The organism is Nakamurella sp. UYEF19, from assembly GCF_040546275.1.
Lineage (GTDB): Bacteria > Actinomycetota > Actinomycetes > Mycobacteriales > Nakamurellaceae > Nakamurella.
In genome coordinates this window covers 64557-76788 of record NZ_JBEPNO010000028.1, presented here as the reverse complement: position 1 = coordinate 76788, position 12232 = coordinate 64557, and the positions used below count along the sequence as shown (strand labels likewise).

At 66.4% G+C, this 12232-nt stretch carries 10 protein-coding genes and 2 tRNA genes; 5 read left to right on the top strand and 7 right to left on the bottom strand.

Going from position 1 to position 12232, the window contains the following annotated elements; genetic code table 11:
* Positions 1-71: 71 nt before the first annotated feature.
* Positions 72-356, bottom strand: coding sequence for a hypothetical protein (locus ABIB25_RS25355; protein WP_354531311.1), 285 nt, complete (start codon positions 354-356; stop codon positions 72-74).
* 546 nt (positions 357-902) lie between these two features.
* Between ABIB25_RS25355 and ABIB25_RS25350 the strand changes: the two genes are divergently transcribed.
* The 4 genes from ABIB25_RS25350 to ABIB25_RS25335 all read left to right on the top strand — a co-directional run bounded on the left by ABIB25_RS25350 (position 903) and on the right by ABIB25_RS25335 (position 2609).
* Complete coding sequence (locus ABIB25_RS25350) at positions 903-1247, top strand: hypothetical protein (protein ID WP_354531310.1); 345 nt, start codon at positions 903-905, stop codon at positions 1245-1247.
* Positions 1248-1569: 322 nt separating this feature from the next.
* A complete protein-coding gene (locus ABIB25_RS25345; protein ID WP_354531309.1) occupies positions 1570-1776 on the top strand; it encodes a type II toxin-antitoxin system VapB family antitoxin in 207 nt (68 codons plus the stop codon).
* Positions 1773-2180 carry a type II toxin-antitoxin system VapC family toxin gene (gene vapC / locus ABIB25_RS25340; RefSeq protein ID WP_354531308.1) on the top strand — a complete coding sequence of 136 codons (408 nt, stop codon included), beginning with the start codon at positions 1773-1775 and terminating at the stop codon, positions 2178-2180. Before ABIB25_RS25345 ends, vapC begins: the two co-directional genes overlap by 4 nt.
* Before the next feature lie 150 nt (positions 2181-2330).
* On the top strand, positions 2331-2609 hold the full coding sequence (locus ABIB25_RS25335) for an Arm DNA-binding domain-containing protein (protein WP_354531307.1): 279 nt from the start codon (positions 2331-2333) through the stop codon (positions 2607-2609).
* A 475-nt stretch (positions 2610-3084) separates the two neighbouring features.
* Here ABIB25_RS25335 and ABIB25_RS25330 read toward each other — a convergent pair.
* The 3 genes from ABIB25_RS25330 to ABIB25_RS25320 form a co-directional block, all read right to left on the bottom strand.
* Positions 3085-3160 (bottom strand) — tRNA-Ala (locus tag ABIB25_RS25330).
* 107 nt (positions 3161-3267) lie between these two features.
* Positions 3268-3390 carry a DLW-39 family protein gene (locus ABIB25_RS25325; protein WP_354531306.1) on the bottom strand — a complete coding sequence of 41 codons (123 nt, stop codon included), beginning with the start codon at positions 3388-3390 and terminating at the stop codon, positions 3268-3270.
* Positions 3391-3448: 58 nt separating this feature from the next.
* A tRNA-Ile gene (locus tag ABIB25_RS25320) sits at positions 3449-3522 on the bottom strand.
* 170 nt (positions 3523-3692) lie between these two features.
* Here ABIB25_RS25320 and ABIB25_RS25315 point away from each other — a divergent pair.
* The gene (locus ABIB25_RS25315; RefSeq protein ID WP_354531305.1) at positions 3693-6647 is read left to right on the top strand and encodes an ATP-binding protein; all 2955 of its coding nucleotides are present in this window, start codon (positions 3693-3695) and stop codon (positions 6645-6647) included.
* Positions 6648-6760: 113 nt separating this feature from the next.
* Here ABIB25_RS25315 and ABIB25_RS25310 read toward each other — a convergent pair whose 3' ends face one another.
* The 3 genes from ABIB25_RS25310 to gyrB all read right to left on the bottom strand — a co-directional run bounded on the left by ABIB25_RS25310 (position 6761) and on the right by gyrB (position 12113).
* Entirely contained in the window at positions 6761-7333 is a 573-nt protein-coding gene (locus ABIB25_RS25310) for a DUF3566 domain-containing protein (protein ID WP_354531304.1), read from the bottom strand.
* Complete coding sequence (gene gyrA, locus ABIB25_RS25305; RefSeq protein WP_354531303.1) at positions 7330-9993, bottom strand: DNA gyrase subunit A; 2664 nt, start codon at positions 9991-9993, stop codon at positions 7330-7332. Before gyrA ends, ABIB25_RS25310 begins: the two co-directional genes overlap by 4 nt.
* 167 nt (positions 9994-10160) lie before the next feature.
* Entirely contained in the window at positions 10161-12113 is a 1953-nt protein-coding gene (gene gyrB / locus ABIB25_RS25300) for a DNA topoisomerase (ATP-hydrolyzing) subunit B (protein ID WP_354531302.1), read from the bottom strand.
* Positions 12114-12232 lie beyond the last annotated feature (119 nt).

Here is a 12232-nt window from a genome sequence, read left to right as displayed (position 1 = left end):
GCATCTGACGCTGACCGTCGGACATCTCCAAAGCGGGAGTGGGTGCTCGCATAACTCAGTCTACCAAGCAATCACTTGTTATTTTGGAGACACACCACTAGTTGGGCACCGTTGTCGAGCTTTTGAATAAGAACAATTCTGTCATCCACCGCCTTGCCAGGAAAATAGGTATCCACGGCAAATCGAATAAGTAAACCGTCCTTGTCAAATTGATCAACTAAGTGCCCGACGCTGACCGATTCTTCATCAGGTTCGTTAAGCGACCCAGCTAAGCTACTTCCAAGTGAATCAATTTCTTCGGTGGACAGAGTCTGTAGCTTAAGCATGTACGAAAGCTGCACGTCCCAACGTGACACGGCTGCTCCTTGCGCTAGTTAGGCTGTAAATTCGAGTGATGGACTGGCAACCCTGTGCTTATTTGGGTCTCCTGCTTGATAATATTGAGTGCATTACACCCAGAATGCTGAACCGTGAACAGCTGGTTGCCCCGGGTGTGGGACCTGCCGCGTGACGGATCCCCCTGGACCTACGTTGAACGGAGCGTCGTGGTAGGTGCTGCTTGAGGAGGTTGCTTTCACCGTACATCCCTGAGTGGTGACCCAACCGCTCTCTGGACCAGTAACCGCCTTTGGGCATAGGTAAAGGTTCATAAGATCGTGGCTGGTTCGAGCTGACTGAGCTGCCGACTCGGCTCGCTCCGCACACGACGCGGAGGACGGTGAAGGCGCGTTCGCTGCCGTGCGGCAGGTCCCACGCACTGCGACTGTGGCGATCTGCCCCCGCGGACGGGAGGTGACCTGATCACCCGTTGGTGCTCACCAGAGCGAGACCCGGCATGCGCGGGCGCTGCTACGGGCAAGATCTATCTGGTGCGCTGCGGGCAGAGCTCCTATCCTCGGCAGGTGGCTCCTCAGGGGCAGTTCGTCTACCACCAGCTCGCATCCGACTTTCGGGGCAATGTGCTATACCCGCTGAACCATCTCGCGACCGTCTACCCGGACATCTACGGGCGCGAGGTCCCTAAGTACGCCGGCCGCGAGGGTGTGATGTCCTATCGCGTGCCCCACCTGGACGCGCCGTGGGCGGACACGGTGAACCTCTCGACCTTGGACCCGCGGCTCCTGGTCGCCGCGCGTGAGCGGCTGGGGATCGCGTCATCCCAACTCCTGCAGCGGTGTTTGCTGCAGATCCCGATCGAGCACTTGGCCGGGCACCGGCTCGTCCGATATTCCGGGGCGACCCGGTAGATCAACAGCTCACCCGGTGAGGACGTCCCTCTCGACCACCTTCGCATGAATTCGAGCCAATCGATCCGTCTACCTATCGCGAGACGATTGATGTCCCAGTCGAGCACCTCGAGTACCTCGTCGAATGCCGGGCTGCGGGGAAGCGGGCGCTGGGGTTCGTGCACGTGCCACACGTGCTCGCACTCAGCCCGATCGATATCTCCGACCTCCACCCGCTGGACTTCGTCTGACACCGTTCAAGGATTGTCAGGCCTAGAGTCGTAAGGCCTGACCAGACGGCAGCGGACACACCTAACGTACATCTACGGTGTACGTTAGGTGTATGGGTAGATCGCGGACGAACATCGAGATCGACGACGACTACGTCCGGACGGTGATGGACCGCTACGGCATCCACACCAAGACCGAGGCGGTAGACCTGGCCCTGCGCCACCTGGCTGGACAGCCGATGACCCGCGACGAGGCCCTGGCCATGCGCGGCGCCCAAGCGCTGAACCATCTGCCGGCCGACACCGAACCCGCCGCGTGATCCTGGCCGACACCTCGGCCTGGGTCGAGTTCGACCGGGCCACCGGAAGCGCTGTCGATCTCAGACTCACCCAGCTCATCACCGACGACGGCCCCATCGCGGTCACCGAGCCGGTGGTGATGGAAGTTCTCGCTGGCGCACGCACCGATACCCGCGAACGCGACCTACGCCGGCTCCTGCAACGCTTCCACCTGTACTCGGTCGATCCGGCACCCGACTTTGAGTCCGCGGCTCGGATCTACCGCCAGTGCCGACAGAACGGAGTCACTCCACGCGGCCTCATCGACTGCCTCATCGCATCAGTCGCCTGGCGGAACAACGCCAGCCTGCTTGCCTACGACGTCGACCTACACCGGGTCGCCGGCATCGTCGGTCTCGAAATGGATCCCGCATCCCATCGCTGACTTGCGGCCAAGCCGCCAACGCAAACACGGGGTGACACTGCCCAGGTTCCGGGGTGACGCAGTCCGTCTCAGGGTCGTCAGCGTCGGGCGGCGGGTGACACGGCTCTGGCACCCTGGCCGCTGACCAGCCATGCATGGGAGGCCCAGACGATGGCGACAATCGAGTCGTACTTCCTGGCTGACGGGAGCAGGCGGTACCGGGTCCGGTATCGCACGCCGGAGCGTCAGCAGACCGACAAGCGCGGCTTCAAGACCAAGTATGAAGCGGCCGAGTTTGCAGCGACCGTCGAAGTGACGAGACTTCAGGGCCTGTACATCCAACCCTCGCACAGCAGACTGCTGACCGGTCCGTGGGTGGTGGACTGGCTGGCCGGCCGCGGTGACCTGGGGCGCTCGCCCGCCCCAACCTCAGCCCGCGCCGCTACCTGACCCACGCCCAGGTCGAACGCCTCGCCCAGGCCGCCGGCCAGGGGGGCGACGTCATCCGGGTATTGGCCTACACCGGCATCCGCTGGGGGGAGATGGCCGCATTGGAGGTCGGGTCAATCGACTTGGACCGGCGCCGGGCATCGATCTACCGGACGGTGGTCGACACCAAGGGCGGCCTGGTTTGGAAGAATCCGCTCCCCCAAAGGCACGGTGCTGCGCGTGGGCAATGCCAGACCGACGTGGTGGAACACGGCAGTCATAGAAGCCGAGCTGCCGGAAGGCTTCCATCCGCACGAACTCACGCCGACACTGCCCTGAAATGTGGCAGTCCGGACGACCTCGACGCGGTTGTGAACTTCCTTGATTCAGCCCGTCTGACCAGCAGGAATAACGGCGCCTCACCCCAGGATGTGGGCACGGCATCCGGGCGGGCCAGTCCAAGATCGACGACACCAGCTCTGATCAGCCAGCACACTGGTGGAGACGAGGGGAATCGAACCCCTAACCCCCGCCTTGCAAAGGCGGTGCTCTGCCAATTGAGCTACGTCCCCGGGCCCGCGCCGGCGATCGGAACCAACGGAGCGGGAAGAACAAACGGCCCGCAGCGGCGGGGAGCCACCACGAGCCGGGCGGCCGGCGAACCGGCCAGGAGCAAGAACTACCGGGTGGTGCCGGTGGCCTCGTCCCAGAGCGCGGCTTCGGCGGCTGCGGCATCGCGACGCTTCTTCACGAGTGCAGCGGCACCACCGGCCAAGGCGATCAGGAGCAGGAGCTTCTTCATCTCGGCACTGTCCGTTCTTCGTCGGGACGCTGCACGAACTACCAGCGAGGGAACTACGTGGGCCTGGGAGGACTTGAACCTCCGACCTCTTCCTTATCAGGGAAGCGCTCTAACCGCCTGAGCTACAGGCCCTCGAACATCGTTCACGGCGCCGGTTCGAAAGACTCGCACTCTCGAGGGCGCCGCGACCACAGAGACTACCGCAACCGATCCGGCCGACCCAAATCCCAGGTCAGCGGCCCGAAAGGCGATCCCGGACACTGTCACCGCAGTCACACAGTACTGACTCCTACACTCCGGAGGTGCGAGTGGACGTGCTGGGCGCGGTCGCGGTCAGCCACGACGACCGCCAGGTCAGCGGCATCGCTCTGGGGGGCCGGCGGGCCCGCGTCGCGCTCGTCGCGCTGGCCCTGTCCGAGCATCCGATCCCCGCGGAACGCCTCGCGATGATCATCTGGTCGGACGAGCCGCCGCCCACCTGGCAGCCGGCCCTTCGGGGCGTCATCCGGGCCCTGCGCACCGCCCTCACGCCCATCGGGCTGGGCGACCAACTGCTCATCACCACCGTGCCGGCCGGCTACTCCCTCGACGCGGCAGCGGAGACTGACATCAGATCCGCCACCCACGACCTGGACCTCGCCGAACACGAGCAGGACCCGGCGCGAGCACTCCAACTCGCCACCCCGGCCGCCACGCTCAACGGTCAGGATCTGCTGGCGACGGAGGACGGTGAGTGGCTCCGCCCCCATCGCGAAACCCTGGACCACCTGCGATCGAGAGCCGTCGAGGTCATCGTGCGGTCGGCCGGCGCCCAGAACGACCACCATCGCGCCCTCGCCGCCGCCCGTGACCTGCTGGAGAGCCACCCGCTGGACGAGCGGGCCCACCGGATCCTGATCGCCGCCCTCGACCACGCCGGCGACCGGGCCGGCGCCGTCCAGGCCTACGAACGGTGCCGCGCCATGCTCGCCGAACAGCTCGGCGTCGACCCCAGCGCCGAGACGGTGGCCGTCTACCTCAAGGCCCTGCGCACCGACACGCTCACCACCAGCGCTCGGCTGCCCGCGACGTCGGGCGCGTTCGTCGGCCGGCGGGCCGAGCAACGCCAGCTCGCGGAGAAGCTCGCCACGCCCGGACTGGTCACGCTGACCGGCCGGGGTGGCGTCGGGAAGTCCCGGCTGGCCCTGCAGGCGGCCACCATTGCCCGCGGTCTCTGGGTATCGCTGACCACCACGGCCGATGACGAACTGGTCGCTTCCCAGGTCGCCCTCGAGCTCGGCGTCACGGTGGCCGACACCGACCCGGCCACGTCCTCGCTCAACCACCTGGCCCCCCTCGGCCGCACTCTGCTCGTCCTCGACGGCTGCGAGCAGGTCGTCGACGGGGTCGCGTCGCTGGTCAGCGCGTTGGTCACTGGCTGTGCGGCGCTGACGATCCTCGTCACCGGACGCTTGGCGCTCGGCCTCGACAACGAGGAGCAACTGCACCTCGAGCCGCTACCCGGCCTACAGCCTGGGATTGACCCGAGAACCAACCCCCAGCTCCAACTCCTGGTCAAGCGGGTCACCGAGGCCGGAGGCGATTTGGTCCTTGACGAACAGAACACCGCTCTCGTCGCTGCGCTCTGCCAACGCAGCGCAGGCCTCCCGCTGGCGCTCGAACTGGTCGCCGCGCAGCTGACCGTCCAGTCCCCCGCCGACCTGCTCGAGGAGCTCAGCGACGCGCCGCCCGAGCAGGATCGGCTGACCGCGCTGCTCCAGCACAGCTATGCCCTGCTCAGCGCGGACGAGGCGAGTGTGCTGCGTCGGTGCACGGTGCTGGGCGGCAGCGTCAGCCTGCCGCTGATCCGCGGGGTGGTGTCCGACCAGGACATCCCACCGATCCGCATCGTCCGGATTTTGCGCGAACTCACCGACCGCGGCCTGATGTCCGTCGACCGGTCCGGCCCCCGCTGGCAGTACCGGCAGGACGACGACATCCAGCGTTTCGCCGCCGGCCGGCTCACCGAGGCCGAGCTCCGGGCCGCCTTCACCCGGCTGGCCAACGCGGTGCGGACGATGCTCCCGGATGACGCGAAAGCCCCACCCGGGCCGTTTGCCGATGCCATCACCCAGATCACCGGCAGCGTCCGGTCGCTGCTCGCCGCGTCGGCCGATGGCCGGGTCGACCGGGACCTCGGGCTGGAACTGGCTTTTCGGCTGCACCGCTACTGGGCGGCCACCAACGTCTCCGAAGGGCGCTTCTGGTTCTCCCGGCTGCTCGATGGGGCCGCCCCCTCGCCCTGGACCGGACTGGCGTACTTCGCCTATGGCTACCTCAGCTACTGGACCGGCGACTCCGAGGGGGCGCTGCCGATCCTGGACACCGCGGTACGGCAGCTCCGCGGCCATGACGACGGGTACGTCGCCCGCGCCCTGATGTACCTCGGGGGCATCGCCGACGACCTGGACCGCGGGGTCGACGCCGTCGACTACGTCAAGGAATCCATCGGGATCGCGGAGCGGATCGGCGACCGCAACATGTACGTCGGTGCGGCCATGGGCGTCGGGTCGGTGCTGGCCGAACGGTGCGACCCGGAGGCCGAACGGTACGCGCTGGACGCGCTGGAGTCCTGTCGCCGCAACGCTTCTCCCGAACAACTGGCCGCGTCCCTGCCCACCGCCGTGATGATCTGCTGGCAGGTCGGGGCGCTGAGCTCGGCCCGTGAGTTGCTGGCCGAGGGGCTGGAACTGCTCCCCGAGGGTCGCCGCATCGCCCGGGTGGTGTTGCTGTCCGCCGCGACCGGCATCGCCCTCGCTGACCGCGACCTCGAGAAGGCCATCGGCTACGGCCGGACCGCCGACGAGGAGGCGCCGGCCCTGGGAGTCGAGCGCGAACTGCCGCTGCTCCGCTGCCTGCTGGCCCGCTCGCTGCTCGCCGCCGGGCAGCTCGACGAGGCCGCCGACCGCGCCGAGGCAGCCCTGCACGCCGCGACCGCTCTGACCTACAGCTACCCGTCGGCACTCTGCCTGGAGACCGCCGCGCTGATCGTGTCCCAGCGAGCCGACTACGCCGAATCGGGTGAGGTCGGCGTGCTCGTGGCCACCGCCGCGGACATCAGGCGCCGCGGCAACCGGCCTATCACACCGTCACTCCGCGATCCATCGCTCTCGAACATGACCGGCACCGCGATCGCCCCCACCGAGGCCGCGGCCATGGCTTCGGCACTGCTGGGCGTCAGGACGGGCACCGTCCAGCATGCAAAAGGCATGTCCTAGACCTCGATCTTCCGGGCTCTGACCATCACGTCTGCGCTCATGACGGTCAGTCCACTCAGGGCCCGTAACGGATCGGTAATAGCGTCGTGAACGGTCCTGGCCTCGCCAGAGAACTAGTCGCGCTCGCCCAGCGTGATCTCCACGCCACCGGACATGCCAGCCGCGGCGTTGTACACGAACGCCGCGACGGTCGAGAGGGCGGTGAACAACACGATGTTGATCGCCCCGATCACGGCCGCAACGATGAAGACACCACTGGGCGTGATCAGCTGGTTCGCCGCCCCGCCGGTGGTGTCGGCCGACGTCACGAGGGTGGCGTAGGTGGTGTTGATCTTGCTCCAGACGTCCATCGACCCGAGCGACAGGTAGAGCACGCCGATCGCGATCATCCAGACGAAGAACATCACGATCGCAACGATCAGGCTGATCTTGAGGACGGTCCACGGGTCGATGCGCTTGAGTTGCAACGACGCGAGGCGCGGCGGCCGGCGCTGACCCTTGACCTTCCGCGGGGCGGAGGTGCTCGTCCCGCGGTCGGACGAGGCGGTCGGGATCGAGACCGGCCCCCCGTTGGATCCGACCGGACCCGCCGGGGTGGCGCCGGCCGGCCTCACCGGCGCCGAGGCGCTCGAGGAGACCTGGGCACCGATCGGTCCCCCGGCGGGTGTCGCGCGCGGAGTGGTCACTCCGTACCTCCGTCTTCATCTCCGTCGGTCGAGTCAGTGTCGACGGTGTCATCGGAATCGTCAGCAGGCGCAGCCGATTCTCCAACAGCATCGTCGCCGATGGGTGAAGCCTGAGTCATGTCCAGGGTTCCCACGGTGGCCTCCGGAGTTCCCCCGGCGTTCGCCTCGGTCACCTCATCGATCAACGCATCGTCTCCGGCATCGGCATTCCGCGCAATGGCCACCAGGCTGTCCTTCTCCTGGAGGTTCATCAAGCGGACGCCCATAGTCTGACGCTTCGCCTTGCGTACCTCCTTGGCTGTGGTTCGGATCACACCACCGCCGGAGGTGATCGCGTAGACCTCGGCGTCCAGATCGACGATCAGCGCGCCGACCAACTTCCCGCGACGACGGTCGTACTGGATGGTCAACACGCCCTTGCCACCGCGGCCCTGGACCGGGTACTCGCTCATCTCGGTGCGCTTGGCGTAGCCGCGGGCGGTCGAGACCAACACGTACATGCCCTCGCGGGCGACGTCCATCGACAGCAGTTCGTCACCGGAGTTGAACCGCATCCCGAGCACCCCGGAGGTGGCGCGCCCCATCGGCCGCAGTGCTTCGTCGGTGGCGTGGAAGCGGATCGACTGACCTTCTGCAGAAATGAGCAGGAGATCGTCTTCTGAAGAACACAGCACCGCGCCGACCAGTTCGTCGTCATCCCGCAGGTTGATCGCGACGATCCCGCCGGAACGGTTGGAGTCGAACGCCGTCAGCTCGCTCTTCTTCACCAGACCGCCCTTGGTGGCCAGGATCAGGTACGGAGCGACCTCGTAGTTGCGGATCTGGATGACCTGGGCGATCTTCTCGTCCGGCTGGAAGGCGAGCAGGTTCGCCACGTGCTGGCCGCGCGCGGTCCGGTTGGCCTCCGGCAGCTCGTAGGCCTTGGCCCGGTAGACGCGACCCTTGTTGGTGAAGAACAGGATCCAGTCGTGCGTCGAGCAGACGAAGAAGTGCGCGACGATGTCGTCCTGCTTGAGCGCCGCACCCTGTACCCCCTTGCCGCCGCGCTTCTGCGCGCGGTAGAGGTCGGTCTTGGTCCGCTTGGCGTAGCCCGTCCTGGTGATGGTGACGACGACGTCCTCGACGGCGATGAGGTCCTCGAGGGACACGTCGCCGTCGTAGGGCACCAGCTTGGTCCGGCGGTCGTCGCCGTACTTCTCGACCGTCTCCCCCAGCTCGCTGATGATGATCTTGCGCTTGCGGTCGTCGCTGGCCAGGATGGCCTGGAGGTCGGCGATGATCACCTCGATCTCGGCCAACTCGTCGATGATCTTCTGCCGCTCGAGGGCGGCGAGCCGGCGCAGCTGCATCTCCAGGATCGCGTTGGCCTGGATGATGTCGACGTCGAGCAGCTCGATCAGACCCTCACGGGCGATGTCAACGGTGGCCGACCGCCGGATCAGGGCGATGACCTCGTCGAGAGCGTCGAGCGCCTTCACGTAGCCACGGAGGATGTGGGCGCGTTCCTCGGCGCGGTCCAACCGGTACTGCGTCCGCCGGGTGATGACCTCGATCTGGTGGGCGACGTAGTAGCTGATCATCTGGTCGATGCGCAGGGTGCGCGGCACCCCGTCGACGATGGCCAGCATGTTGGCGCCGAACGACGTCTGCAGCGAGGTGTGCTTGAAGAGGTTGGCCAGCACAACCTTTGCGACCGCGTCACGCTTGAGCGTGATGACGATGCGCATACCGATGCGGTCGCTCGACTCGTCGGCGATGTCGGCGACGCCGGTGATCTTGCCGTCCTTGTGGAGCTGCGCGATGCCCTCGACGAGGTTGTCGGGGTTGACCTGGTACGGCAGCTGGGTGGCGACCAGGATGGTGCGCCCCTTGGCGTCCTCCTCGATCTCCACCACGGCGCGCATCCGGATCGAGCCACGACCGGTGCGGTAGGCGTCGGAGATGCCGTCGCGTCCGACGATCAGCGCGCCCGTCGGGAAGTCCGGTCCCGGGACGCGCTCGATGGCGGCCTCGAGCAGCTCTTCCTGGGTTGCCTCCGGGTGCTCCAGGCACCAGATGACCGCGGAGGAGACCTCCCGCAGGTTGTGCGGCGGGATGTTGGTGGCCATCCCGACGGCGATACCGGACGAGCCGTTGACCAGCAGGTTCGGGATCCGGGCCGGCAGCACGGTCGGCTCGGTGGTCTTGTTGTCGTAGTTCGGGATCATGTCGACGGTGTTCTCGTCGATCCCGGCCAGCATCTGCATGGCCAGCGGCGCCATCCGGCACTCGGTGTACCGCATGGCGGCGGCCGGGTCGTTGCCGGGCGAGCCGAAGTTGCCCTGGCCGTCGATCAGCGGGTAGCGCAGCGACCACGGCTGCGACATCCGGACGACGGTGTCGTAGATCGAGCTGTCGCCGTGCGGGTGGTAGTTGCCCATCACGTCGCCGACGACGCGGGACGACTTGACCCGGCCGCGGTCAGGGCGGAACCCGGAGTCGTACATGCCGTAGAGCACGCGCCGGTGCACCGGCTTGAGACCGTCCCGAACGTCGGGCAGCGCGCGCGAGACGATGACGCTCATCGCGTAGTCGATGAACGACCGCTGCATTTCCTGTTCGATGTCGATCGGTTCGGTGCGATCGCGTTCCGGGACCGAGGGGCCGGTAGGGCCTGTCACGTGTGGTGGCCTTCCATCAATTCAGCTCCACCGAACGGGTGAGAGCGGTGTCCACATGGGGATGGACTCTGTGGACAAACGGGCAGAACGGTCAGGTCGGTCGAGCGCTCCCGACCCACAACTGCGCACCCAAGGTTCGCGAGAATCTCAGGCGCACAGCAACTTGTCTAGAAATCCAGGAAACGGACGTCGCGGGCGTTCCGGGTGATGAACGATCGGCGCGCCTCCACGTCCTCACCCATCAGAATGGAGAACAACTCGTCCGCCGTAGCGGCGTCATCGAGCGTGACCTGCATCAGCAGGCGGTGCTCCGGGTCCATCGTGGTCTCCCACAGTTCCTTGGCATCCATCTCGCCGAGGCCCTTGTACCGCTGCACACCGTCGTCCTTGGGCAGCTTGCGCCCGGCCTTGGTGCCGATGTCGATCAGACCGTCACGCTCGCGGTCGGAGTAGGCGAACTCCTGCTCGCCGCGCGACCACTTCAGCTTGTACAGCGGAGGGCAGGCCAGGAAGACGAACCCGCCCTCGACCAGCGGGCGCATGAAGCGGAAGAGCAGCGTCAGCAGCAGCGTGCGGATGTGCTGGCCGTCGACGTCGGCATCGGCCATCAGGATCAGCTTGTGGTAGCGGAGCTTGGTGACGTCGAACTCGTCGTGGATGCCGGTGCCGAGCGCGGTGATCAGCGACTGGACCTCGGTGTTCTTGAGAACCCGGTCGATGCGGGCCTTCTCGACGTTGATGATCTTGCCGCGGATCGGCAGGATCGCCTGGAACATCGAGTCGCGGCCGGACTTCGCACTGCCGCCGGCCGAGTCGCCCTCCACGATGTACAGCTCGGAGGACTCCGGATCCGTCGACCGGCAGTCGGCGAGCTTGCCGGGCAGGCCGCCGATCTCCAGAGCACCCTTGCGGCGCACCAGTTCTCGCGCGCGACGGGCGGCCGAGCGGGCCTGCGACGAGGAGATCGCCTTGGAGATGATGGTCCTGGCCTCGCTGGGGTTCCGCTCGAACCAGTCGGTCAGCCACTCGTTGCACGCCTTCTGCACGAACGACTTGGCCTCGGTGTTGCCGAGCTTGCCCTTGGTCTGGCCCTCGAACTGCGGCTCGCTCAGCCGGATCGAGATGATCGCCGCCAAGCCCTCGCGGACGTCGTCGCCGGACAGCGCGTCGTCCTTCTCCTTGAGGAACTTCTTCTCCTTGGCGTACCGGTTGACGACCGACGTCAGGGAGGCTCGGAAGCCTTCCTCGTGGGTGCCGCCGTTGATGGTGTTGATGGTGTTCGCAAAGGAGTGGACCGACTCGTTGTACGACATGTTCCACTGCATCGCGACCTCGACCTCCATCGTCTCGGCCTTGGACTCGAAGCCGATGATCGACGGGTGCGCCGGGTCCTTCGTGGCGTTCAGGTGACGGACGTAGTCGACCAGGCCACCCGGGTAGTGGAAGGTCTTCTCGATCGGGACCGCATCGTCGCCCTCGTGCTTGGGACGCTCGTCGCGCAGGACGATCGTCAGGCCCTTGTTCAGGAAGGCCATCTGCTGCAGGCGCCGCGTGATGGTGTCGAAGGAGAACTCGATCGTCTCGAAAATCGTGTCGTCCGGCCAGAAGACGATGGTGGTGCCGGTCTTGGCGGACTTGCCCATGGTGTTCAGCGGGCCGGGCTTCGACTTCGTGTAGGTCTGCTGGTAGTACGCGCCGTCGCGGTGGATCTCGACGTCGAGCCTGGTCGAGAGGGCGTTGACGACGGAGATGCCGACACCGTGCAGGCCACCGGAGACCTTGTAGGAATCAGAGTCGAACTTGCCGCCGGCGTGCAGGATTGTCATGACGACCTCGACGGTCGGCTTCTTCTGCTGCGGGTGCATCTCGACGGGGATGCCACGGCCGTTGTCGATGACCTCGACTCCCCCATCGGCGCGGAGGGTCACCCTGACGGTATCGGCGAAACCGGCCATCGCCTCGTCGACCGAGTTGTCCACCACTTCCTGGACCAGGTGGTGCAGGCCGGTGACACCGGTGTCGCCGATGTACATCCCGGGCCGCTTGCGGACGGCCTCGAGGCCCTCCAGGACGGTGATCGAGTTTGCGCCGTATTCTTTGTTGCTCGCCACAGGTGCCATCGCTTCTTTCTCTCGGTGCCGCCCGGCTCTTCGTCCCGCTCCGCTCGGCAGTGCTGTGCGAGCGTTCCGAATCGCCCGCCAGATCGCGACAGAACCCGGAAAATGCCCGCACCCTCGAT

What these genes read in the sequence shown, in the direction of transcription:
- ABIB25_RS25345 (WP_354531309.1), top strand. Translation starts at nt 1,570, where the DNA reads ATGGGTAGATCGCGGACGAACATCGAGATCGACGACGACTACGTCCGG.
- ABIB25_RS25335 (WP_354531307.1), top strand. Translation starts at nt 2,331, where the DNA reads ATGGCGACAATCGAGTCGTACTTCCTGGCTGACGGGAGCAGGCGGTAC.
- ABIB25_RS25325 (WP_354531306.1), bottom strand. Translation starts at nt 3,390, where the DNA reads ATGAAGAAGCTCCTGCTCCTGATCGCCTTGGCCGGTGGTGCCGCTGCA.
- gyrB (WP_354531302.1), bottom strand. Translation starts at nt 12,113, where the DNA reads ATGGCACCTGTGGCGAGCAACAAAGAATACGGCGCAAACTCGATCACC.